This is a genomic window from Desulforhopalus sp. IMCC35007 (assembly GCF_005116575.1).
GTDB lineage: Bacteria > Desulfobacterota > Desulfobulbia > Desulfobulbales > Desulfocapsaceae > Desulforhopalus_A.
Genome location: NZ_SWCN01000019.1, coordinates 42,662 through 65,572, shown reverse-complemented (window position 1 = coordinate 65,572; position 22,911 = coordinate 42,662). Strand labels below are relative to the sequence as shown.

The 22,911-nt window shown below is 46.2% G+C and carries 22 protein-coding genes, 2 tRNA genes and 1 other RNA gene; 17 read left to right on the top strand and 8 right to left on the bottom strand.

Going from position 1 to position 22,911, the window contains the following annotated elements; all coding sequences use genetic code 11:
• Window positions 1-16: 16 nt before the first annotated feature.
• From FCL48_RS18190 to FCL48_RS18165, 6 genes are all read right to left on the bottom strand, one after another.
• Window positions 17-1,147, bottom strand: a complete 1,131-nt coding sequence (locus FCL48_RS18190) for an HD-GYP domain-containing protein (RefSeq protein WP_136874352.1) — start codon at window positions 1,145-1,147, stop codon at window positions 17-19.
• Window positions 1,148-1,277: 130 nt separating this feature from the next.
• Complete coding sequence (locus tag FCL48_RS18185; RefSeq protein WP_136874265.1) at window positions 1,278-1,721, bottom strand: DUF2721 domain-containing protein; 444 nt, start codon at window positions 1,719-1,721, stop codon at window positions 1,278-1,280.
• Window positions 1,722-1,752: 31 nt separating this feature from the next.
• Window positions 1,753-1,986, bottom strand: coding sequence for a thioredoxin family protein (locus FCL48_RS18180; RefSeq protein WP_136874263.1), 234 nt, complete (start codon window positions 1,984-1,986; stop codon window positions 1,753-1,755).
• A gap of 33 nt (window positions 1,987-2,019) precedes the next feature.
• Window positions 2,020-2,406, bottom strand: coding sequence for a putative zinc-binding protein (locus FCL48_RS18175; protein WP_136874261.1), 387 nt, complete (start codon window positions 2,404-2,406; stop codon window positions 2,020-2,022).
• A gap of 214 nt (window positions 2,407-2,620) precedes the next feature.
• Window positions 2,621-3,751 (bottom strand): 6-phosphofructokinase, encoded by a 1,131-nt coding sequence (locus FCL48_RS18170; protein ID WP_205747755.1) that lies wholly within the window; start codon window positions 3,749-3,751, stop codon window positions 2,621-2,623.
• A 408-nt stretch (window positions 3,752-4,159) separates the two neighbouring features.
• Window positions 4,160-5,353: an SO_0444 family Cu/Zn efflux transporter gene (locus FCL48_RS18165; protein ID WP_169309275.1), complete on the bottom strand. Its 1,194-nt coding sequence runs from the start codon at window positions 5,351-5,353 to the stop codon at window positions 4,160-4,162.
• Window positions 5,354-5,563: 210 nt separating this feature from the next.
• Here FCL48_RS18165 and rsmI point away from each other — a divergent pair, with 210 nt between their 5' ends.
• On the top strand, window positions 5,564-6,418 hold the full coding sequence (rsmI, locus tag FCL48_RS18160) for a 16S rRNA (cytidine(1402)-2'-O)-methyltransferase (protein WP_136874258.1): 855 nt from the start codon (window positions 5,564-5,566) through the stop codon (window positions 6,416-6,418).
• Complete coding sequence (locus FCL48_RS18155; RefSeq protein ID WP_136874256.1) at window positions 6,418-8,037, top strand: hypothetical protein; 1,620 nt, start codon at window positions 6,418-6,420, stop codon at window positions 8,035-8,037. Before rsmI ends, FCL48_RS18155 begins: the two co-directional genes overlap by 1 nt.
• A 12-nt stretch (window positions 8,038-8,049) precedes the next feature.
• Here FCL48_RS18155 and fliW read toward each other — a convergent pair whose 3' ends face one another.
• Window positions 8,050-8,487: a flagellar assembly protein FliW gene (gene fliW, locus FCL48_RS18150; protein WP_136874254.1), complete on the bottom strand. Its 438-nt coding sequence runs from the start codon at window positions 8,485-8,487 to the stop codon at window positions 8,050-8,052.
• 145 nt (window positions 8,488-8,632) lie between these two features.
• Here fliW and trpB point away from each other — a divergent pair, with 145 nt between their 5' ends.
• Genes trpB through FCL48_RS18135 form a run of 3 tightly spaced genes read left to right on the top strand, consistent with a single transcriptional unit; the run spans window position 8,633 to window position 12,510 of the window.
• A complete protein-coding gene (gene trpB, locus FCL48_RS18145; protein ID WP_136874252.1) occupies window positions 8,633-9,862 on the top strand; it encodes a tryptophan synthase subunit beta in 1,230 nt (409 codons plus the stop codon).
• Window positions 9,863-9,921: 59 nt separating this feature from the next.
• The gene (gene trpA, locus FCL48_RS18140) at window positions 9,922-10,686 is read left to right on the top strand and encodes a tryptophan synthase subunit alpha (protein ID WP_136874249.1); all 765 of its coding nucleotides are present in this window, start codon (window positions 9,922-9,924) and stop codon (window positions 10,684-10,686) included.
• Window positions 10,687-10,731: 45 nt separating this feature from the next.
• Entirely contained in the window at window positions 10,732-12,510 is a 1,779-nt protein-coding gene (locus FCL48_RS18135; RefSeq protein ID WP_136874247.1) for a M3 family oligoendopeptidase, read from the top strand.
• 107 nt (window positions 12,511-12,617) lie between these two features.
• Here FCL48_RS18135 and FCL48_RS18130 read toward each other — a convergent pair whose 3' ends face one another.
• Window positions 12,618-14,027: a sigma-54 dependent transcriptional regulator gene (locus tag FCL48_RS18130; protein WP_136874245.1), complete on the bottom strand. Its 1,410-nt coding sequence runs from the start codon at window positions 14,025-14,027 to the stop codon at window positions 12,618-12,620.
• A gap of 445 nt (window positions 14,028-14,472) precedes the next feature.
• Between FCL48_RS18130 and tadA the strand changes: the two genes are divergently transcribed.
• The 12 genes from tadA to pheS all read left to right on the top strand — a co-directional run bounded on the left by tadA (window position 14,473) and on the right by pheS (window position 22,911).
• Complete coding sequence (gene tadA / locus FCL48_RS18125) at window positions 14,473-14,979, top strand: tRNA adenosine(34) deaminase TadA (RefSeq protein WP_136874243.1); 507 nt, start codon at window positions 14,473-14,475, stop codon at window positions 14,977-14,979.
• Between the two features lie 98 nt (window positions 14,980-15,077).
• Window positions 15,078-15,163 (top strand) — tRNA-Ser (locus tag FCL48_RS18120).
• Window positions 15,164-15,184: 21 nt separating this feature from the next.
• An RNA gene (gene ffs / locus FCL48_RS18115) (signal recognition particle sRNA small type) lies at window positions 15,185-15,280 on the top strand.
• A gap of 52 nt (window positions 15,281-15,332) precedes the next feature.
• Window positions 15,333-17,135 carry a DNA polymerase III subunit gamma/tau gene (gene dnaX, locus FCL48_RS18110; protein ID WP_136874241.1) on the top strand — a complete coding sequence of 601 codons (1,803 nt, stop codon included), beginning with the start codon at window positions 15,333-15,335 and terminating at the stop codon, window positions 17,133-17,135.
• Window positions 17,136-17,164: 29 nt separating this feature from the next.
• Window positions 17,165-17,488: a YbaB/EbfC family nucleoid-associated protein gene (locus FCL48_RS18105; RefSeq protein WP_136874239.1), complete on the top strand. Its 324-nt coding sequence runs from the start codon at window positions 17,165-17,167 to the stop codon at window positions 17,486-17,488.
• Between the two features lie 6 nt (window positions 17,489-17,494).
• Window positions 17,495-18,097 (top strand): recombination mediator RecR, encoded by a 603-nt coding sequence (gene recR / locus FCL48_RS18100; protein WP_136874238.1) that lies wholly within the window; start codon window positions 17,495-17,497, stop codon window positions 18,095-18,097.
• 209 nt (window positions 18,098-18,306) lie between these two features.
• Window positions 18,307-18,381, top strand: a tRNA-Val gene (locus FCL48_RS18095).
• A 75-nt stretch (window positions 18,382-18,456) separates the two neighbouring features.
• A complete protein-coding gene (gene thrS, locus FCL48_RS18090; protein WP_136874236.1) occupies window positions 18,457-20,385 on the top strand; it encodes a threonine--tRNA ligase in 1,929 nt (642 codons plus the stop codon).
• An 83-nt stretch (window positions 20,386-20,468) separates the two neighbouring features.
• On the top strand, window positions 20,469-21,014 hold the full coding sequence (infC, locus tag FCL48_RS18085) for a translation initiation factor IF-3 (protein ID WP_136874234.1): 546 nt from the start codon (window positions 20,469-20,471) through the stop codon (window positions 21,012-21,014).
• A 139-nt stretch (window positions 21,015-21,153) separates the two neighbouring features.
• The gene (gene rpmI / locus FCL48_RS18080; protein ID WP_136874232.1) at window positions 21,154-21,351 is read left to right on the top strand and encodes a 50S ribosomal protein L35; all 198 of its coding nucleotides are present in this window, start codon (window positions 21,154-21,156) and stop codon (window positions 21,349-21,351) included.
• A gap of 87 nt (window positions 21,352-21,438) precedes the next feature.
• Window positions 21,439-21,795: a 50S ribosomal protein L20 gene (gene rplT, locus FCL48_RS18075; RefSeq protein WP_136874230.1), complete on the top strand. Its 357-nt coding sequence runs from the start codon at window positions 21,439-21,441 to the stop codon at window positions 21,793-21,795.
• Between the two features lie 102 nt (window positions 21,796-21,897).
• Complete coding sequence (gene pheS / locus FCL48_RS18070) at window positions 21,898-22,911, top strand: phenylalanine--tRNA ligase subunit alpha (protein ID WP_136874228.1); 1,014 nt, start codon at window positions 21,898-21,900, stop codon at window positions 22,909-22,911.

Genomic DNA, 22,911 nt, shown 5'->3' with positions numbered 1-22,911 from the left:
GGACTCCATCATTGAGTTAATCCATCCATCGTTTTTTGATGGCCATGATTTCATCAATATTCTCAAAAAAACGATCAATAATCTCGGGATCGAAGTGATTACCACTTCCTTCCCTGATTATCTGCTGACAGACTTCCTCCGAAAGGGGCTTCTTATAGGGCCGGTCACTGCTCAGGGCATCGTAGACATCAACGACGGCGACAATTCGAGCAATCAGTGGGATGTCCATGCCGGAAAGTTGACACGGATACCCTCCTCCATCCCATTTTTCGTGATGACATAGGGCTATGACCATGGCCATCTCCAGGATAGTCAACTTACCGAGATCGTCTGCCATGGAAATAATTTCCGGAAAATTCAGTTCCTCAGTATCTGGGTCGGTGGAGTAATGACGGAGAATATTGCAACCTATCTCACAGTGGGATTTCATAATTTCCCACTCCTCTGCTGTGAGCTTGCCGGGTTTCAGCAGTATGGTATCAGATATTCCTATCTTGCCAATATCATGCAGGGGGGCCGCCTCACCAAAGGTTTTACACAGAGAATCTTCCAACCCACAGGCTTTTCCCAAGAGGGCGCAAATCTCTCCTACCCGGATGACGTGTCGTCCCGTCTCATTATCCCGGTATTCGGCTGACTTTCCGAGACTGTAGAGCAATTGTCGTTTGGTTTCCTGCAGTTCATAGGTCCTTTGCTCAACCATCTTTTCAAGGTTTGCCTGATAATGGCGATTCTGCCGTACCAGTTCAGCCGCTTCAAGTGCTCTTTCTATGGTATTATTGACAAGGGAAAAATTCTCGATGGGTTTGGTTATGAAATCGTGGGCGCCAAGCCGTATAGCCTCAACGGCCTCTTCGACAGCGCCAATCCCGGAGACCACAACAATCGGCATTTCAGCCCATCTGGCAACAGCTTTTTCAATGAAATCGCGTCCGTTCATAATGGGCATATTCATATCAACAGTGACCAGATCTGCAGGCCATTGTTCAAGGATAAACAGGCCATCCAGACCGTTTTCAGCCGTTCTGGCCTCATACCCCTGCTCATTTAAATAGTTGGCAATCAGATCTCTTATCTCTTCCTGGTCTTCGATGACGAGAATCCGGTGTTTTCGAGGAGCGTTGGCTGGCGTATTCTCCGGTCTCATTACACTCACTTGTATTTCCTTCACAGAAAAATTAAATGCCTTATCTCCCTACGTTACGATCAGTATACCTGAGAATACTATTTTTTCAAAAATGTTCTACACTATTTGCTAGGTTACAAGATTTCTGCCTCTATAAATTTGACTTTTTTCCCTTTTTTCCTTTTTCAAGTCGGGCGTTTTTCATACGCCTTTCGAAATCACGCAGTTCGATACTGATCGCATCAACGGAAATGAAAATTTCTACAAGAGAAAGACCAAGAGAGGCAAGAAGCAAAATCAAACTGGCCACAAAAAGCCATTTACCAAGGCTCAGCCAGCCACCAAAAAGAACAAGCATACAAAAGACACAAAAGAACAACCCGGCAACGCCACAGGCCTGCATATTACGTATCAGCACTACTCGTTTCTTAAGAGAAACTATCTGAGCAATAATAACGTCATCGGACTTTTCTTGATAACGTTCGTAAAGATTTCGAATTCTCGCATTTATTGCGAGAAATCTACTGGTATAAGCAACAAGTAAAAATGTTACAGCGGGAAACAGTAAGGCCGGGGTCGTAATTGTAAGTTCCATGGGTTGTTATATCTGAAATTTTTGAAAAAGATCAAGCCTCAATCCATGAAAATATTTCATCGGCACTGGCGCTCCTGCCCACACATTTCACCTGTCCGTCCACCACCACTGCAGGTGTTGAGAAAATTCCCAGCATTGCAATTTCCTGAAAATCTGTAACCTTGGTCACCGAGACCGCTTTTCCGGTCCTCTCCGCTGCTGCCAGAGCATTGGCATAGGCCTCGTTACATTTTCTGCATCCGGGGCCACATATTTTAATTTCCATTCTTCCCTCGATAAACTGACTTATTTTGGACTTTTAGCGGCAAGCACATCCACGTGCACACCCAGGGACCTGAGCATCAATATCAATGCAGGCGGCTTCTATCGCATCCACCACCAACATCAGATCTTCTGCACTGAAGTTACCATTTTGGGTTTTCTCAATACCCAGAGTTGAAATATCAAGCACCCATTTTGGCTTCACCTTCTTTAATGACAGAACCCTGCTGGCACAACTTTCATCACATCCATCAATCACAAGCAACGCATCCTTGTTCCAGGCCCCATCGCCATGGCTTGCAACAAATGCCAGAGCAACAACCTCAGCATCACCATCTTCTGTTACCCGTTGTGCCGCATCCACCGATAAACGGCCCAGATTACTTACACCACAACAGGGAACAATAATCCTTTTCACCTTCATAATACGCTCATTTTCAGGTTTTATTTATAATTCGTATTCTGGATTTTGTCTTACATTTACCAATAAATCAAATCGTTTTATGCTATAGCTTGGTTGTATTAATTTTTGTCGTCAACATATTTTCCCGTCTCAATAAAAAAAGGTGAGCACATCCTGCGTACTCACCCTTGCTAGGCCTCAATAAAATACTACAAGATAATAAATTACACCACTGTCAATCTCCCAGGCATGTACCCACATTCCTAGCGGCTCGAATCCATGGATGGTCGAGGGGCACAAGTTTTTTATTGCCAACGACTTTTTCCAAAGGAACTGTTTTAGTCCCTTCCCCGTCGACGGCAACCATCACACCGCTTTTACCTGCCATGATATAGTCAACACAGGCACTGCCAAGGCGGGTTGCAAGCATACGATCTGCAGCAGTTGGAGTCCCACCACGCTGATAATGCCCAAGAATTGTGAGCCTGGATTCTAAACCTGTCTTCTTTTCGAGCTCCTGGCTTAATCTCAGTGTATTGTTAATCCTGAGGGTCTCAAACTCTTTGAGATTTTCCGTGGCCTTTTTGGCGGCTTTATTATCACCTTTTTCTTTTGCGTCGGCTTTCGCAGCTTTTAATTTTGTATATCTTGCATGGCCTTCAACACAGAGGGCCCCTTCAGCCACTGCGACGATACTAAAGTTTGTCCCTCTCTGTTGTCGGTTACGAATAGCAGTGGCTGCCGCATCCAGATTATAAGGTATCTCCGGAATCAATATAACATCGGCCCCCCCGGCCACTCCCGCACCAAGGGCAAGCCAGCCCGCGTTATGACCCATGATTTCCACAACTATTATCCGGTGATGACTATGGGCTGTGGAATGAAGCCGATCAATAGCCTCTGTGGCGATCTCCATGGCCGTATGAAACCCAAAGGTGACATCAGTCATAGCAACATCGTTATCAATGGTTTTTGGCAAAGTGATAATATTGAGTCCTTTCTTTGCTAAACGGTAGGCATTTTTCTGCGTTCCCCCACCCCCTATACAGATGAGAGCATCCAGGTTGTGTCGCCGATAGTTATCACAGATAACCTCTGTCATATCCATCACCTCACTGCCTACAGGCATTTTATGAGGCTTATCTCTGCTTGTCCCCAGAATTGTTCCTCCACGTGTGAGTATCGAGGAAAGCGTTTCCCGGTCAAGGCGCATGATCCGGTTTTCCATAAGCCCTCGAAAGCCATCCCGAAATCCAATGATCTGGGTATCTCCAAGGGCCAGCGCTGACTTCCCTATTCCACGAATGGCCGCATTCAAACCCGGACTATCACCCCCTGCCGTAAGTATTCCTAATTGCTTACCCATTATATTCCTTTACGTTTGTATTTGTTTTGACCCCGATGAACGGGAAAAGTACCTCGAAGGTCTACCGCTATCTCACGAAATTCATTCATGAAAAATAAGAGAGAAGCGCAAACTTCAATTGAATTTCTAAGGTACTAAAGAGGACTGCCAGGCTTGCACTTGTGATTATTATGCCTCTTTCTTCGACATTATTCAAATTTGATGTGCCTCTTAGAAATGTTATCTCGCCCGTACAGACGGACTTTGACCACAGCAGACACAGGTGGGTTGTTGAGTCTTAAGTAACAAGGTAACAGAACCTATATTATAAAACAATGGTCTCCTCTGACCTTGAAAGAAGTGGATGAACCTTTTGTCCGAGGCTCTCAAATCCAACTCCAGTCCACAGAACCCCTTGCCTACATTATACTATATTTTTCCTTTGCCATTATGGATGTGGGTAGGTTTCACCGTTGATTTGCTATCATGATTTCGTTTACTCATGTTCTCACCTGCGATGGGAAAACCGCTGATAAAAGTTGTCTGTTTCTTTGTTGGACTGAGGAGCTTTTTGATATAAAATCTCAACGGTTGAACGGAAAATGCAAGCAGTAGCAAAGCGGACAGCCATCGTACACTTTCGGGGATCACTTCTGTCGCTTCTCCCAATATGGCCACAGGACTGATATCAAGCAGGCTATACAGCCAGTCTACTCCCAGACCAAAAAGTACAGCACAAAATGAGAGCGAAGCTAGATAGAGCACCGTGCTTTTTTTGCCCAAAAGTCCAAACAGCACAGAAAGGGAGGTTATATTTGTTGCAGGCCCCACCAGTAAAAACACAAGAGCCGTTCCCGGACTTACGCCTTTGAGTATCAGAGCCGCAGCCACAGGGGTCGAGGCGGTCGCGCAAATGTACAGAGGGATACCAACAACAAGCATGAGAAGCATAGATTGCACCCCACCACCCAAAAAAGTCGCCATGACTTCATCGGGCACCAGAACCGTGATGAATGCTGCAATGAACACCCCAATAAAAAACCAGACGGCAATATCGCCCCAGACATCCTGATAGCTAAAACGCAGGCCCGCCACAACCTTCTCCCTGTAACTGTGGTGATGGCGGTGTATTTCATCGGGACAATCAACACCGTCACAGCAGCCATCTACGGGACACTTGCGATCGACAACCAGTGTTTTCTGCTCATTTTTCCAGAACAGCGTATTTTCCGCAATTCCGGCTACGACTGCAGTGACAAATGCGGCAACAGGCCGTACTATCGTCATCAGCGGATCAAGCAGAGCATAGGTCACCGCAATAGAATCGACCCCAGACTCCGGTGTAGAAATCAAGAATGCAGTTGTAGCCCCCTTGTTTGCTCCCTGCTTGCGTAATGATGCTGCCGCCGGCAGCACACCACAAGATCATAAAGGCAGGGGAACACCGAAGAACGCGGCCTTAACGACCGAGACAAACCTTCCTTTTCCTAAATGCTCGAGAATAGTATTTGGATTTAGACTCACTTTCAATAAGCCGGCTATCACGATACCAAGTAGTATAAAAAAGGATGCGTCCAGAAGTATGTTCCAGACTTCGCTCATCAAGTTTATGAAAAATGTCATTGTTTACCTTTTTTTTGTTATGATATGGTTACCGTTGTATCATATTTGCATACGCATCAGCCCTGATGCCAGCAAATCATACACTATCACATAGTAGTGTTCACATTTTACAGCCAGTCAAGAAAAGCAGATGCAATTTCTACTGCAATTGACCATAATGTCATTTTTAAAAGCTAACCTCCCCGCCACCTTTCACCCGTGAACAAAAACATGGTAACAGGCACAACAAATATCCAGGGAAATCTCTATATTATCCCAACACCCATAGGCAATCTTGAGGACATCACCCTTCGTGCCCTCAGAATATTAAAAGAGGTCGACCTGATTGCTGCTGAAGACACGAGGCATAGTAAGAAACTGCTCAATCACTATGGCATTGGCACCCATTTAACCAGTTACTACAGGGAAAAAGAAGCGGAGAAAAGCAACTACCTCCTGCAACTCATCACAGAAGGTAAAAATATTGCATTGATCAGTGACGCCGGTACTCCAGGAATCTCTGACCCGGGGGCAATTCTTGTTAAAAATGCCCATCTTCAAGGGATTACAGTTATACCTCTTCCAGGAGCCTCTGCCGTTACGACAGCAATGTCGGCCTCGGGATACACCGGCGATGGTTTTTTATTTATTGGTTTTCCACCTTCAAAAAAAGGCCAGCGCCAGAAACTTCTCACCTCTCTTGCCAACAGCCAATATCCCGTTGTTTTTTACGAGTCTCCGCGCAGAATTGAAGCCTTACTGGAAGAGGCTCTGGAGGTTTATGGAGACAGACAAGCATTTTGGGCTCGGGAAATAACCAAATCTTTTGAAGACCTCGAGGCAAACAGCCTCAGCGGTCTGCTCGAAAAAGCCAAAGCTGACCCGAACCGTGGGGAATTTGTGCTCGTTATTTATCCCGGCCAAAAGGATGAGGTCCAGGGAGAAACAATCGAAGAACTCATCTGCTGGTATCGGGATAACTCTGAACTGAGCCTCAAAGACGTGAGTAATAAACTGGCAGCCGACCTCGGCATCTCAAAGTCAGTTGTGTATCAACAAGCCTTATCTCTTTGGAACAACGCATAATGAACAGAATAGAAAGCACAGTCACCCCTGAGGGTACCTTCAAATACGGCATCCATAAACCCGCCTACACCGTCACCAATCTTCGATCCAAGCCTGTAATCGACATCCTCGGTTGGGACCTTGCAGATGCGGTTATAGACAACAGAAGAAATTACCCTGAGCAGGATGTAAACGTTGAAAGCGCTGACTGGATATACGAAATCCCCAACCCACTCCCCTTTAAAGGCCGGACATTTATAGACAAGGTGTGGGCAGACGCCAGTGCAGATAACTATGAAAGGATACGGATAAGTACGCCTGAGCCGGTTTCACTCTCTTCTACCTTAACGAGTGAAAACATTGATTCATCTCTCATTGACAAGCTTCCACGACCGCTGCTCCTGGCTCTTGCAACCGGCTCAACTGACAGTGAAGATCTCATCCGCCTTGCCCACCTCAGTTGCGAGATAGTAAAAACCGGACCGGACAGCCTTGGTCTGCGCTACAAACCTCACAGCAAAGGACACCTGAGGGCGGTTATCCACGATCATCAACTCTTTGAGGCCATCGCCAATAACCCTCACCTACCCGATCGTTATAAAATTGCCATGGTGATCCGCCCGGGCGCTCAGGGCAACAGCGAAATTGTTGGAGAATGGCCTGGCGATACCAGCCACATTTACGAATATCTTCGACAAAATTCCTACATCCCTGGAGGCCACTATGCTGCAAACATGGCCGAAGACGCAGTCCGCTATGCCATTGACCACCTTGGATCTCATGATATCAAAGGCTTGAGACACCTCTACTACCAGCGTACCTTTGTACGCCTGGCAACCTTTCTTAATCTACCACTTCCAGAAAAAGGCAGACTTTTAACAGAAGAAGAGCTGGAAAAACTCAGGCAGGATATTTGGCAGCATGAAGGCCTTAGGATGGTCTCTTCTGCAACCCTCTGGGGCTGGAATTTCGGTTTCGATTACGCCCCAAGCGGTTACCGGCTCCACGCCTCCCATCAACAGATTCATCAACAATATGCCATGGTGGATGGAAGTGTTGCCGAGTACAGAGGGGGCTCGTTACACTCAACCGGCGAGATGTCTGCCTATTGTTGTGGAGATCTCGTAACAGAAGTGATCGAACAGTACCACAACCGCTACAAGAGCCACTTTTTCCCTGATTATCAGCAGGCAATTTTTACCAACAGGAGGATGGATGAAAGAACCGACCTCAGTGCAGACCTGATTGTTCATCGCGATGAAAGAGTCATTCTTTTTGTCCCGAAGGCCCAAACCTCCCAGTGGGAACTTCAGCTCATGCCCGTTATCGCTTCAGATAACAGTTGTCCCGGCAATATCCTTGAATGCGATACCGCCACGAGACAATCTCTTGATGTGGCAATTCTTAAGGCACAACAGGCGCTGGCTGGTCTCGGAGCTCAGATGGTAACCTCAATTGAATACTCTAAACGCCTCAATCAGCGCCAGAGTGAGAACCTCATCCAACCTCTGCTTTACGCATTTTTACCCCGCCTGCCCGAGTCGCCCGGTGCTTTCAGTGAGGCTCAGCTCAGGTTTATCAACGGCCATTACCCGGAGGATTTTGCCGCAGTCTGCAGACAACAGCTAAAACAACTCTGACAGAAGAGCCTTTTAAATACCTTCCATTATCATGGTATTGACCCGGGGACGTTGAATCACTTTCTGGATACCAAGACGTTTCTTCGGGTTAATAATTATAGGCCCCCGAATATTGGCATTAAGACTGGAACTTCCGGTACGCCCGTCTTCTTTTTTGGAAAGAACCATAAAAATGCCGAGGTCGTCAACCGTATCGGCCTGCAGTGTTGCGGCCTCCTCGTCACTTAACTCCAGCTCATAGCTGAGGCCATATTGTTCTGGAGCCACAAGGGTAAAGGTAATTCCAGGGTCATCGCAGGATTCGAGCCAATACGCCCCCACCCCATTTTCTTGCTTGTGATAAACGACATAAGTAGTGTACTTTTCAAAACCCGGTATCCCATGAGGAAAAGTTACGATCTTATCGGCATTGACTGAAGGGCTGTCTTTAACATCTGCATCTCTTTTCATTCGATCCTCCCTAACCAGAATTTTATTACTTTCTGGTAGCTTATCAAACTTTCCTGCAGAGATACAAGTGATTATTAGATAAACTATGCAGTAACCCTTGCATACAAGAGAACATTCCCTGCAAGCACAACCCACGGAGTAGATAATGGACACAAAAGGTTATTTTGGAAATTGGGGGGGCGCATTCATCCCCGAAATCCTCCACGAAACGTTTGAACAACTTAAAATCAGCTATGCTGCCGCCAGAAAAGATCCCGCATTCTGGCAAGAATATGTGGATATCATGTGTTCCTATTCCTGCAGGCCAACCCCTCTTACCTATGCTGAAAACCTCACCAGACATTTTGGTGGCGCAAAAATCTTCATCAAACGTGAGGACCTCAACCACACAGGCGCCCATAAGGCAAACAACGTCATGGGCCAGGGCCTGCTTGTAAAAAAAATGGGAAAGAAACGGGTTATAGCAGAAACAGGTGCCGGGCAACACGGGGTGGCCACAGCCACCATGGCCGCCAAATTCGGCTTTGACTGTACGGTTTACATGGGGGAAGTAGACGTAAAAAGACAGCGCCCCAATGTATTCTGGATGGAGAAAATGGGTGCCACCGTCATCCCCGTAAAAGATGGTTCAAGAACCCTCAAAGACGCAATAAACGAAGCCTTTCGGGACTGGGTAACCAATATCGACTCCACCCACTACGTGTTCGGTACCGCTTGTGGTCCCGCACCATTTCCCGAGATGGTTTCCTGGTTTCAATCAATCATAGGCCAGGAGGCCAGAAAACAGATTGTGGCAAGCCACGGAAAACTGCCGGCTAAGGTTTACGCCTGCGTCGGCGGAGGTTCCAATGCCATGGGAATTTTTCAGGGATTCTTAGATGAGCAGGCGGTTGAACTCATTGGCGTTGAGGCCGGAGGCAAAGGCCTGCAGTCCGGTCTGCATGCCTCACGACTCTGCGGCACCGATGCAACCCCAGGAGTGGCCCAAGGGTACAAGACCATGTTTTTGCAAAATGATGAAGGCCAGATGCTTGAGACCCATTCGGTATCCGCCGGGCTCGATTACGTGGGGGTAAGCCCGATCCTTGCCGATCTCTGGGAAAAAAAGAAAGTCCGGTTTGAATCAGCAACCGACGACGAGGTCATGGAAACTCTCGATCTCACTATGAAAATGGAGGGTATCATCCCAGCTCTCGAATCTACCCATGCCTTTGTCCAGGCCTTTAAAGAGGTTCCTCACCTGAGCCCCGACGATGCCATTATCATCAACCAGTCAGGACGGGGAGATAAAGATATTTTCACCATCGCCCATGCTTTTAAAGACCCCTCATGGCAGGAATTTATCATCGAACGGGCTAAAGAATACGAAAAATAGTTCAAAGGTTGTTTTAATAGATAAACGACAAAACCTGTTACAAATCAGGAAAAGATCCTATGCAACTTGAAGAAACACTACGCCACAAGCGTCAAGAAAAAGATATCCTGCTCATGACCCACATCGTGCTCGGTTACCCCTCCTTTGAAACCAACAGAAAGGTAGTCTCTCAAATGGTTGAAAACGGCGTCGACTGCATTGAAATGCAGATTCCATTTTCCGAGCCCATGGCGGACGGTCCCGTCATCTTAAAAGCAAATCAGGACAGCCTTGCCTTTGGCACAACGGTTAAGGAATGCATGGCCTTTGGTGCCGAAATGGCGGCTACCCACAACATTCCTTTTCTGTTTATGACTTATTACAACATTATATATAAATATGGTGAGGAAAGGTTTTTTAAGGACTGCAGGGCCGCAAAGATTCAAGGACTCATTGTCCCTGATCTCTCGCCTGAGATGGGAGAAAACTTCTTTACACTTGCAACCACCTATCAGGTTGCACCGATTCTCATCTACGCGCCGACCTCAACAGACAAACGGATGGAGACACTCAATAATTTTGCCGATGGCTTTATCTACTGCGTTGCAAGGCGGGGCGTTACCGGTAAAAAATCATCTTTTGATCAGGACTTTGATTCCTATCTCGCCCGCTGCACCTCAGCGACTTCCCTGCCGATAGCAGTGGGCTTTGGAATCCAGGATGCTGAAGATGTAGCCTGCCTGAAAGGCAAAGCGGACATAGCGGTAATTGGCTCTCAAACCATTCGTCTTGTTGACGAGAAAGGACCTGAGGCAGTCGGCCCATTTATTGCCAGCCTGCGCTGAACTTATAACAAAGAATATCGGATTTCACATGCAATGGAGACTGTAATGACGGAGACAAATCCACTCAATGAGCAACTCGGCACAACAGATATTACCTGGAATCTCGGGGACCTGTTCAGTGGGCCGAAAGATCCGGCAATCGATGTTGATATCACCTGGTGTGAGACGGAGGCCGTTTCCATTCGCCGACAATACTATCAAAAAATGGAAACACTTCATCCTGTTGATTTTCTGGACCTTGTCACCAGGATTGAAGCGCTGGACTGTAAGATTTCAAAACTTGCAACCTATTCCTTTCTCAACTTCACCACCCAGATGGCAAACGCCGAGGCCGGAGCCCTTGACCAGAGAATCAGGGAAGTGGATTCTAAATGCGGAACGGAGACCGTTTTTTTTGAGCTTGAGTGGAATATGCTGACAGACGAAAAGGCTGATTTCTTTCTTGCCGACAGTCTGCTTGCAAAATACAAGCACTACCTTCTCGCCCTGAGAAAACATCGCCCCCATCAACTCAGCGAAGCCGAAGAAAAAATACTCCTTGAAAAAGAGGTCTCAGGACGAAGATCATGGACGACACTTTTTAACAAGGTGCTCAGCAGTTACAAATTTGGCGAAAATCAACGGACAGAAGAAGAAGTGCTCACAGACCTCTACAGTGAGTCACGGGATACCCGAAAAACGGCAGCAGATGAGCTGACTGAAGGGCTCAAAGCCAACAGCCATATCTTAACCCATATTTTCAACACCCTCGCCGCAGACAAAATGGTGACAGATAAACTCCGTCACCATAGCAGCTGGGTGAGCTCCATGAATCTTGACAATGAACTTCAGGATGATACGGTTGCAACCTTAGTTGATGCGGTAACATCCCGCTACGACATCGTCCAGCGATACTACAGGGTGAAAAAGGATATTCTCGGCGTCGATATGCTGGAGGATTTTGACCGTTACGCTCCGCTGCCCTCGTTGCCATCCACCAAAATTGGCTGGGATCCCTGCAAGGATATCGTTTTATCATCGTTTGCAGCTTTTTCACCTGATATGGCAGAGATTGCTGCTGATTTTTTCAACAAAAACTGGATACACGCGCCAATTGGCCAGGGAAAACGTGGCGGTGCCTTTGCCCATCCCTGTGTCCCCGACGTTCACCCTTATGTCCTGGTCAATTACACTGGAAACTTGCGGGATGTCTCAACTGTAGCCCATGAACTCGGCCATGGTATACACCAGGTGCTCGCTTCCGCCAAAGGCCACTTCAACAGCAACACACCACTTCCTCTTGCTGAAACTGCATCTGTTTTTGCTGAACTTCTGGTCTTCAACAGCCAGCTGAATCTTCTACAAAACAAAGACGAACGTCGCGCCTTTATCTGTCAGAAACTGGAATCAATCTTTGCCACAGTTTTCCGACAGACAGCAATGAATCGCTTTGAAGAGTTGATGCACAATGGCCGCCGCACCCAGGGTGAGTTGAGTTGTGACCAGCTCAGTGAATACTGGCTGTCCACTCAGAGGGCCATGTTTGGCGACTCGGTTCTGCTGCGGGAAGATTATGGAATCTGGTGGTCTTACATTCCACATTTCCTCTCAACCCCAGGATATGTCTATTCATACGCCTTTGGCGAATTACTCGTCCTGGCACTCTATGGTATTTACAAAAAAGAGGGTGAAGCTTTTGTTAAAAAGTATCTGGATCTGCTGGCAGCTGGAGGTTCTCTGTCACCGTACACACTGATGCAACCATTTGGTATAGATCTTGATCAATCTGAATTCTGGCAGGGTGGGCTTGATGTTATTGAACAGCTTCTCATCGAGGTGGAATAAGTTCATGAGAGTTGGCTGAGAGCTTCTGAGATATCCGATGAGGCCGGTGACTTGGCTGGCATGAAAACCAGCCAAAGTTTTTTGTATGACAACCCCAGACAGAAAACTTAGACGGAACGCTTATTACGCCGCCAGTGCGGATGGGTTATCCCAAGCTTATTGATTTTATAATTCAACGCTCTGGGACTTACACCAAGCTTTAAAGCGGCATTCTTCTGCACCCAAAGACACTCCTCCAGAACACGTAAGATGAGTTCCTTTTCCTGGCCGGCAAGAGAACCATCAAGCGCTCCTTCCTGCAGTTCCCCGTTATCCGCATCCACATTACTGTTTGCAGAGCCTTTGGATCTGGCAACTGTTACCGGCAGAGCAAGATTTTCGGCGTGGATGTACTTACCATCCTCAAGGATCACAGCACGTTCTATGGTGTTTGCCAGTTGGCGGATATTACCCGGCCAGTCATACTCCTGGATTTTCTTTGTTGAATTTTCGGTAAAGCCTACAATCTCACGGTGCATTGAGGTACAACATTTATTGAGCAGCAATTCCGCAAGGGGCAGTAGACAATCCTGACGTTCCTTGAGTGACGGCAAGGTCACGGGTAGAACGTTAATGCGGTAATAAAGATCTTCTCTAAAAAGGCCATCGGCCACCTGCTGCACCAGATCTTTATTGGTGGCCGCTATGATTCGCACATCCGAGTATATGGTTTTGTTTCCACCTACTCTCTCAAAAGATTTTTCTTCGAGTACCCGGAGCAATTTTGTTTGAAGGCTCAGGTTCATTTCACCAATTTCATCAAGAAAAATGGTTCCCCCGCTTGCCTGCTCAAAACGACCGATTCTCTGCTTATCTGCGCCCGTAAAGGCCCCTTTTTCATGGCCAAACAGCTCAGACTCGAGAAGATCTTCAGGAATATTGGCACAGTTGATTTTAACGAATGGTTTTTTGCGTCTTGGTGAATTGAAATGAACCGTCCCCGAGAGAAAGGATTTGCCTGTACCGGTATCTCCGGTAATAAGGATGGTTGAATCGGTTTTGGCAAACCGCTCGAGACTCACAAGAATAGCCTTCATCTTTGGACTGAAGGCTACAACATCCTTAAAATCATAAACGACATCCTGCTTTCTTCTATGGTAGGCAATCTCAAAGCGTTGATCACGTATCTCAATAGCTTTGTCAAAAGATATATTTACCCTGGTAGGAGAAATCGGATGGACGAGATAATCGCTGGCCCCGCTGTTCATGGCCTGCACAATCATCTCCGCTTTTTCCGTCTCACTTGTCATGATAATTGGCAGGTAAGGGTCTTTTGAGCGCATGTTTTCAAGAATTTTCACCGCCCGACCGTTGATTGAGTCATTATCGAGAAAAATCAAATCGAACTGTTTAGATTTTATCTCTTCCTGAAACTCAGTTTCAGTCGCAATACTGGTAAAATTAGCACGATCTTCCAAGGCAGAAGTCAGCGTTGGTCTGGTTTTACCGGTACGGTCAAATATGAGTATTTTATACATAGGCTTCGTATTACAAGACGGTAAATGTTATTTCAATATTGTAACTAGCTACCTCTGTTATACGAAAAATTCACATCTATTACAAACAAATATCGACACAAGACATAAATGGATATTGAGATACTTTACGCACTTTCACTTCTAATATATGCTCATTACAGGCAGAAAAACCCCCTTAGATCCAGAAAAATATTGAGATTACAATTACTTCCTGTAATTATTTTTCTTTCACGGTAAGGCAATCGGTTTTTGAAAAGCTCCGGCACCCAGGCCATAAATGATGACCCTAAAGAGTATTCCCCGAGCATGCCTGTTCCTTTCCGCTGAATACTGAGGTATAAAAGGACACAGGGAGCCCTTAAAAAAGCAAACAGCACCAGGTGTGACGTGAAGAAGCAGATCCACAGTATAAATAAAGCAAAATTTTCTTTTTACAGCACCAGAGATGACAACACCCATAGACAACATACAAGAGACAGTTTCTGTAAATGATGAACAATGGATGGCCCAGGCCCTTGAGCTTGCAAGGCTTGCTGCCCAGAAAGGTGAGGTCCCGGTTGGAGCTGTTATAGTAAAAGACAATTCTCTTATCGGTGCAGGCGGCAATAGCCCAATTGGCCACAACGACCCAACAGCCCATGCGGAAATCAACGCGCTGAGAAGGGCGGCTGACTCACAGAAAAATTACCGGCTCCCCGGAACAACACTTTACGTCACCCTTGAGCCATGTTTGATGTGCATTGGAGCGATTATACACGCACGCATCCAACGCCTTGTCATAGGGGCAAGCGACCCTAAGAGTGGTGCTGTATACTCGATATATAATATTGGTAACGACAACCTCCTCAACCACTCTCTGCAGATTGAAAAAGGCGTTCTCGCTCAAGAATGCCAGGATTTACTCAAAAGCTTTTTCAAGAAGAGGCGAGCAGAGCACAAGGTAAACATTTAAAAGAAAATGGCATTTTTTTCAGCTATGCTTATTTTTTTGATTGCTTTATGGTCGGTGAAGGTTTACATAGTACCTCACATTTTTTAGAGCATACCTGCGGAGAGGTGGCCGAGTGGCTTAAGGCGCACGCTTGGAAAGCGTGTGTACGCAAGTACCGTGAGTTCGAATCTCACCTTCTCCGCCAGTTATTGAGTTCGACTTTGATAGCCGGGCCCTGTGCAACAAGGAATCGCGAACCCCGCCAGGTCCGGAAGGAAGCAACGGTAGCGACACTCTTTGTGTGCCAGGTAACCCGGCTATCATTTTTTCTCCAGTTCGTTAGACATTTTTCTCACTTCCAGCCCCGGTGCAGCATGTCTTACCTCGTTCTAGCCAGGAAATCCCGGCCCCAGACATTTGATCAGGTCGTCGGTCAGCGTCCTGTTGTCAAAACCCTGCGAAACAGCATCATACGAGACCGGGTGGCCCATGCGATTCTTTTCTCCGGCGTCAGAGGTGTAGGTAAAACGACCCTTGCCCGAATCATGGCAAAAGCCATCAACTGCTCTGATGAAACTGCCCATCGGCCCTGTGACAAGTGCCCATCCTGCAAAGAGATAAGCAGCGGCTCATCGCTTGACCTCTATGAAATAGATGGCGCCTCCAACAGAGGCATACAGGAAATCCGCGAACTCAAAGAAAAAATTCGTTTCCTGCCCAGTTCTGCAAAATATAAAGTTATCATCATTGATGAAGTTCACATGCTCACCACAGAAGCCTTTAACGCGCTGTTAAAGACTCTCGAAGAACCACCAGCGCATGTCTATTTCATGTTTGCAACAACTGAAATCCACAAAATTCCCATCACCATTCTTTCTCGCTGCCAGCAGTACGAGTTACAAAGAATCTCAGCGAAAGAACTGTACGACCACTTTGCCAAGCTGGCTACCAGCGAAGGCTTTCAGATCGAGCCTTCGGCACTTGCCCTGATAGTTCGGGAAGCTGCCGGTTCCGTTCGTGATGGCCTCAGTCTTTTAGATCAGATGTTTTCTTTTGGTGATACAACCATTAAGGCATCTGACGTGGCCGAAGTTCTGGGGCTTGTTGACCGCGAGGTACTTGGTACACTCACCAGGGGGCTTCTTGAAGGTGACAAAACCGCCGTATTTACTTCACTGGAAACGGTTTTCAGCTTTGGAATGGATATCAAGAGATTTACAGCAGATCTCCTGAACCAATTCCGCAACCTCCTCCTTTGTAAGATAGACGGTTGCACCGAGCTGTTAGACCTTCCCGAAGAAGAACTTCGACAAATCCAGTCAATGGCTGCAGACTACACCAGCGAGACGATTCACCTAAAACTCTCACTGCTCATGCAGATGACCGAGCAGCTCAAACAGTCCAGCCAGGCACGAATCGCCATTGAGACCTCTTTTTTAAAAATTATTGAAGCAACCAACGTTGTGCCCCTTTCTTCGCTTCTGGGGCATCTACAGGAGATTATGCCAGGCCTGCCGGTTACCGCTACTCTTCAGAAACAGGCCGTTGCACCGCAGTCTACAGAAAGTAAAAAAAAAACTGATATTGCCGTAAAGACCGCCCCGAACCAAAACCTCAAACCAGCGCTGCCTCAAACACAAGGTGGCCCAGCAGACCCACATAACCCAAGCAACAATAAGGTGAAACAGGATTCAACTCAATCTCCTGCACCCTCTTATTTACAAGAACAAGCCCCTCTTCCTCCTGAGCCTGAGGAATTAACAAGAGCAACCCCCCCCGCTAACAGTTCTCCTGCAGATAAGTCCGGCAAAAACTGGACGGGTTTTATCGACTATATTAAAGAAGACACGGTTTGGATGGCCACTAACCTGCAGCGAGCAGATTCCGTCTACGAGGAGATAGATGGTGTCATCACGGTTATCTTTTCTGATGGTATGAACTGTTCTCTCCTCTGCCAGAAGGAAAACCAGCAGCACCTTGATGAATTTGCATTAGCATTTTTTAAAAGACCAATAAAAATAAAAATAGTAGTACCGGAGATTGATGACAATCCGGATACAAATAGCGGCGAATCTCCACAGAAGAAACGGCAACAGCTCATCAACGACCCTCTGGTTACCATGGCCGCCGAGATCTTCAATGGCCAGATCGGCGATGTACGCATAATCTCGAAATAACAAAAATCTTTACAAATACACACAAGACAATGGATATTAACAACATAATGCAGCAGGCCAAGTCCATGCAGGAAAAAATGGCAAAGATTCAGGAAGATTTGAGCAAGAAAACCCTCACAGGAAGCGCCGGTGGAGGCATGGTAGAAGTGACCGTAAACGGCCAGGGAGAAGTGCTCAAAGTCTCTATTGAAAAAATAGTTATTGATCCCAGTGAAGCAGAAATGCTTCAGGACCTTATTGTCGCTGCAACCAACGATGCCATCAGACGGGCAAAAGAACTCAGCCAGCAGGAACTGGGGCAGCTCACCGGTGGCCTGAATATACCCGGGCTCACCAATTTAATGAGGCCTTAATCTATAATGCAAGTCATCCCACCGGCTCTTGAGAAACTCATAGAACAACTTTCCCGCTTACCAGGTATTGGGAAAAAGACAGCTACAAGACTGGCCCTGAGTATCCTGCGCAAACCTCGCGGCCTTGCTCAGGATTTAGGTACGGCCCTTCTTGACCTTCACGCTGCGATTCAGCTTTGCTCCTGCTGCTTCACCTTTTCCGACTCAGACCCATGTGCCATATGCGCTGATCCGAAACGTAACGGTGAAATTGTTTGTGTGGTTGAACAATCAGGCGACCTCATGGCAATTGAGAAAACAGCATCATTCAGAGGCCATTATCACGTACTTCATGGAGTACTATCCCCCATTGATGGCATTGGTCCTGATGAAATTAAAGTTGCTGAACTCATGGCCCGGGTGAGAAGTGGTCGGGTTTCAGAAGTCATCATTGCCACTAGTTCGACGGTTCCGGGTGAAGCCACAGCCTCCTATCTTGCCGACCGGATTAAAAAAGAAAACATTATTCTTACCCGCCTAGCCTGCGGAATTCCAATGGGGATGGACATCAAATACGCTGATAAGTACACCCTTGCAAAGGCAATTGAAGCCCGATACATAACCAAATAATTTTTATTTACCCTTGAAACCGTCGGTCAACGAATTAAGATAACCACTGAGACGCTGATAAGGTTCAAAGAAAAAGAACCATTTTTCGCAATAAAATCATTAAAAAATTATTGCACTGCGTTTCAAATCGTGTTAATAAATGTCTCTTGCGAACAGCGGACATGTTCTTTTACATGGTCCTTAAGGTTCGTTTTTACTATAGTATTTTCAGGCGCGTAGCTCAGTGGGAGAGCGCCACCTTGACGTGGTGGATGTCGTCGGTTCAATCCCGTCCGTGCCTACCAAGATAAGAGGCTAAAGTTAAACACTTTTACCAAAGTGTTGGTTCTTTAGCCTTTATTTTTATATAGAAGAACAACATGGCCGACATAACCGTATCCGTAAAAGACGGAGAATCTGTCCAAGTATCTGCGGGAAGCAGCGTTCAGGAAGCTCTTCTCCAACTTCTTTCCAACAAGCAGAGAAAACAGACTGTTGCCGCCAGAATCGGTGACAGGCTCGTGGATTTCACGACCACACTCAACGAGGACACCGTTCTTGTACCCGTTCAGATCGGTTCCGATGATGCATTAGATGTGCTGCGTCATTCTACAGCCCACATTATGGCCCTTGCTGTACGTGATGTGTTCGGCACCAATGTCAAGGTTGCCATCGGTCCTTCTATTGAAAACGGTTTCTATTATGATTTCCTAAGAGATGAAGCATTTACCCCTGAGGATTTTGAAAAAATAGAGGCCCGCATGAGCGAACTGGTTCGTGCTGCCCTGCCATTTAACCGAACTGAGATGTCAAGCGGCGACGCCATCGAAAAGTTCAAGGCAGAAAACGAAAAATTCAAGGTTGAACTGATCGAAGACCTTGGAGCAGAGACCGTATCTTTTTATCATGTTGGTGAGTTCACCGACCTCTGTCGGGGCCCTCACCTGCCAAACAGCTCTTTTATCAAATCCTTCAAACTTCTGCGTGTCGCCGGAGCATACTGGCGAGGTGATGAGAAAAGAGACGTTCTACAGAGAATTTACGGGACTGCTTTTTACGATCAGAAAGATCTGAAGAAATATCTTAACAGTCTTGAAGAAGCCAAAAAAAGAGATCATCGCAAACTAGGCAAAGAGCTCGAACTGTTCACCATAAAAGATGAAATCGGCCCTGGACTTATTCTCTGGCAGCCAAAGGGTGCTCAACTCAGAAGACTGATTGAAGACTTCTGGAAAGATGAGCACTATCGTCATGACTATGAATTGCTGTACACTCCACATATAGCACGGCAGGATCTGTGGAAGACTTCGGGTCATCTCGATTTTTATAGCGAAAACATGTACTCATCAATGGCAATTGATGAGGTGGAATACCAACTCAAGCCAATGAACTGTCCTTTTCATATTGGGGTGTTCAACAGCTTAAAGCGGAGCTATAAAGATCTTCCAATCCGTTGGTGTGAACTCGGAACTGTATACCGCTACGAACGTGCAGGCGCACTTCACGGATTATTTCGGGTACGCGGATTTACCCAGGACGATGCGCATATTTTCTGCATGCCCGAACAGCTTGAAGAAGAGATTTTTAACATTCTTGACCTCAATCTTCACATTCTCAAAACTTTTGGGTTTGACGATTATGACATCTATCTGTCTACCAGGCCTGAAAAGTCTGTAGGTACGGATGACCACTGGAATAAATCAACCGAAGCCCTCAAGCTTGCTCTTGAGAAAAAGGGTCTGGGTTATGTGATTGATCCGGGTGAAGGCGTCTTCTACGGTCCCAAAATTGATATCAAGATCAAAGACCAGATTGGCCGGTCCTGGCAGTGCTCCACCATACAGGTCGATTTCAACCTTCCCGAAAGGTTTGAGATGGAGTATACAGGTACGGACAACAGTGAACATCAACCAATCATGATCCACAGGGCTCTCATGGGATCCCTTGAACGGTTCATCGGGGTTCTGATTGAGCACTATGCTGGTGCCTTTCCGCTTTGGTTTGCTCCGGTCCAGGCGCGTATTCTGAACATCACTGATGATCAGGCTGGTTACGCTGAAGAGGTGTTTAAACAGCTCCGCATGCTTGGTCTTCGCATAGAAAAAGATCTTCGTAACGAAAAGCTGAACTACAAAATCAGAGAAGCTCAGGTGGCTAAAATCCCCTATATGCTTATTATTGGTGACAAAGAAAAAGACGATGGTACAGTTACGGTCCGTCTTAGAAATGGAAAAAACCTGCCACCGATGTCCATAAAAGATTTCGCCGACATGATTGACGCTGAAGTCAAAGAAGGTCGTGGTTACTAAAGAGTTATTTACATTTTTATCCCTGTCTGATATAGACCGGAATTAAAAACACATTAAGCTCGTAGAAACGAGGAGGTAAAGCTATTAACAGAAGAGGAAGAGGTGCTCCGGTACAACGCGAAGTAAAGGCACTAACGAATGAGGCTATTCGTTTCCCCAAGGTCAGATTAATCGATCATGAAGGGGAACAGAGAGGCGTAGTTTCCACTGAAGAGGCTCGCCGCATCGCCGATGACGCTGGACTTGATCTGGTCGTCGTCTCTGAAAATGCAGATCCTCCTGTTTGTCGGGTTATGAACTACGACAAGTTCCGCTACGAGCAGAAAAAAAAGACGCAGGAAGCAAAAAAGAAACAAACCATTGTTGAGACCAAAGAAATTAAATTTCGTCCAAAAACAGACGATCACGATCTCGACTTCAAAATTAAGAATGTTAAGAAATTTCTCGCTCAAAAGCACAAGGTGAAACTCACGATGCGCTTTCGTGGACGGGAAATTGTTTACTGTGAGACTATAGGTCTTGAGGCAATGAATAAAATCGCAGCCACCCTTGAAACTGATGCGATAATATTGCAGCCACCAAAAATGGAAGGTCGTCAGTTGGTTATGTTTGTCGGCCCGAAAGCATAATTAGTTTTTTTGTAGTTAGAGCCCCGTTAAGCTCATTTTTTATATAGATAATCGCTGTTGAATGGTGTACCCCTTCTCCAGCTGATACTTGAAACCACTTGAAAAAAGTGGATGATATTGAAGGTAAAGGAGTACCACCATGCCAAAAATGAAAACAAACAGAGGTGCTGCAAAGCGCTTTAAGCTTACTGGTTCCGGTAAAATTAAAAGAAGCAAAGCTTTTACAAGCCATATTCTTACCAAGAAATCCACCAAGCGCAAGCGTGGTTTACGACAGACTGGTACTGTGGATGCAAGCGATGTTAAGGGAATCAAGCGTATCTTACCTTACGCTTAATAAGATAAAGTATATTACTGTACATCTCTTAGTCTGATAGAACATAAATCCTGCTGAAACCACAAGCAGGCTGTAAAGGAGTTTACGATGCCACGCGTTACCAGAGGCTTTAAAGCCCGTAGAAGAAGAAATAAAGTTCTGAAACTTGCAAAAGGTTTCAGAGGAGGACGTTCACGTCTTTACAAAACTGCTACTGAAGCAGTTGACCGCGCCTTAGTTTACGGTTACCGGGATAGACGGACAAAGAAAAGAGATTTTCGTCGATTGTGGATTGCCAGAATCAGTGCTGGTGCCAAAATGAACGAGATCAACTACAGCCAATTGATGGGTGGCCTCAAAAAAGCTAATATCGATCTCGATCGCAAGGTGCTCTCTAACCTTGCTATTCTTGATGCCGGTGCTTTTACCAAAGTAGTTCAGATGGCAAAAGCAGCAAACGCATAACTGGTCGACCTCTCAATATTTTTTTTATCATCGTGCCGGTTTTGGTTCTTGTAACCAACAACCGGCATGCTGTTTCTTACTGTATATACTTTCGCATACGACATGGAAAAAGAGTTAGAAAAGCTGGAAGCTGAGGCTAAAGAATTTCTCTCAAACCTCGAAGAGACCAGTCAAATTGAGGATTTCAGAGTTCGATTTCTTGGCCGTAAGGGACAATTCAGTACCATTATGCGATCCCTCGGCTCTGTACCTGCTGAGGACAAGCCTCGGCTTGGCCAACTTGCCAATACTATAAAAGCAGAAATTGAACAGCTTTTTGAGGAGAAAACAAAAGATCTCCAATCACAAAGTGCTCATCTCGGCAAGAAAAACCTGCCCGATCTCACCCTGCCTGGACGACGTCCAGCCCAAGGAACCTTGCACCCTGTAACTCAGGTCATGCAGGAGACATGTTCCATATTTGAAAGTCTTGGTTTTTCTGTAGCGGAAGGCCCTGACGTCGAAGTGGATTATTACAATTTTGAAGCCCTCAATATCCCTGCCCATCATCCAGCAAGGGACATGCATGATACTTTTTATGTCAGCGACTCCGTTCTTCTCAGAACCCACACCTCACCCATGCAGGCAAGAGTCATGGAGGCTCAGGACCCACCGCTGCGAGTTATTGCTCCCGGAAAAGTCTATCGGTGTGACTCTGATATCACTCATACTCCCATGTTCCACCAGGTGGAAGGAGTACTTGTAGATAAAAACATCTCATTTGCTGATTTAAAAGGCATCTTAACCGTCTTTACTCAGAAAATGTTTGAGAAAGATCTGCCACTTCGATTTCGTCCATCCTTCTTCCCATTTACAGAACCCAGCGCCGAAGTAGATATTGCCTGTGTCATGTGCAATGGTGTCGGCTGTCGTGTCTGTAAAAAGACGGGATGGCTTGAGATCCTCGGATCTGGCATGATTGATCCGGAGGTTTTTAAAATGGTTGGCTATGATCCCAAGGTGTATAGCGGTTTTGCCTTTGGCCTTGGTATCGAGCGTATTGCCATGCTAAAATACGGAATTGATGACATCAGACTTTTTTACGAAAACGATCAACGTTTTCTTTCTCAATTTTAG

Coding starts and splice junctions, on each gene's coding strand:
- FCL48_RS18190 (WP_136874352.1), bottom strand. CDS start 1,147: ATGAGACCGGAGAATACGCCAGCCAACGCTCCTCGAAAACACCGGATT.
- FCL48_RS18185 (WP_136874265.1), bottom strand. CDS start 1,721: ATGGAACTTACAATTACGACCCCGGCCTTACTGTTTCCCGCTGTAACA.
- FCL48_RS18180 (WP_136874263.1), bottom strand. CDS start 1,986: ATGGAAATTAAAATATGTGGCCCCGGATGCAGAAAATGTAACGAGGCC.
- FCL48_RS18175 (WP_136874261.1), bottom strand. CDS start 2,406: ATGAAGGTGAAAAGGATTATTGTTCCCTGTTGTGGTGTAAGTAATCTG.
- FCL48_RS18170 (WP_205747755.1), bottom strand. CDS start 3,751: ATGGGTAAGCAATTAGGAATACTTACGGCAGGGGGTGATAGTCCGGGT.
- rsmI (WP_136874258.1), top strand. CDS start 5,564: ATGGTAACAGGCACAACAAATATCCAGGGAAATCTCTATATTATCCCA.
- FCL48_RS18155 (WP_136874256.1), top strand. CDS start 6,418: ATGAACAGAATAGAAAGCACAGTCACCCCTGAGGGTACCTTCAAATAC.
- fliW (WP_136874254.1), bottom strand. CDS start 8,487: ATGAAAAGAGATGCAGATGTTAAAGACAGCCCTTCAGTCAATGCCGAT.
- trpB (WP_136874252.1), top strand. CDS start 8,633: ATGGACACAAAAGGTTATTTTGGAAATTGGGGGGGCGCATTCATCCCC.
- trpA (WP_136874249.1), top strand. CDS start 9,922: ATGCAACTTGAAGAAACACTACGCCACAAGCGTCAAGAAAAAGATATC.
- FCL48_RS18135 (WP_136874247.1), top strand. CDS start 10,732: ATGACGGAGACAAATCCACTCAATGAGCAACTCGGCACAACAGATATT.
- FCL48_RS18130 (WP_136874245.1), bottom strand. CDS start 14,027: ATGTATAAAATACTCATATTTGACCGTACCGGTAAAACCAGACCAACG.
- tadA (WP_136874243.1), top strand. CDS start 14,473: ATGACAACACCCATAGACAACATACAAGAGACAGTTTCTGTAAATGAT.
- dnaX (WP_136874241.1), top strand. CDS start 15,333: ATGTCTTACCTCGTTCTAGCCAGGAAATCCCGGCCCCAGACATTTGAT.
- FCL48_RS18105 (WP_136874239.1), top strand. CDS start 17,165: ATGGATATTAACAACATAATGCAGCAGGCCAAGTCCATGCAGGAAAAA.
- recR (WP_136874238.1), top strand. CDS start 17,495: ATGCAAGTCATCCCACCGGCTCTTGAGAAACTCATAGAACAACTTTCC.
- thrS (WP_136874236.1), top strand. CDS start 18,457: ATGGCCGACATAACCGTATCCGTAAAAGACGGAGAATCTGTCCAAGTA.
- rpmI (WP_136874232.1), top strand. CDS start 21,154: ATGCCAAAAATGAAAACAAACAGAGGTGCTGCAAAGCGCTTTAAGCTT.
- rplT (WP_136874230.1), top strand. CDS start 21,439: ATGCCACGCGTTACCAGAGGCTTTAAAGCCCGTAGAAGAAGAAATAAA.
- pheS (WP_136874228.1), top strand. CDS start 21,898: ATGGAAAAAGAGTTAGAAAAGCTGGAAGCTGAGGCTAAAGAATTTCTC.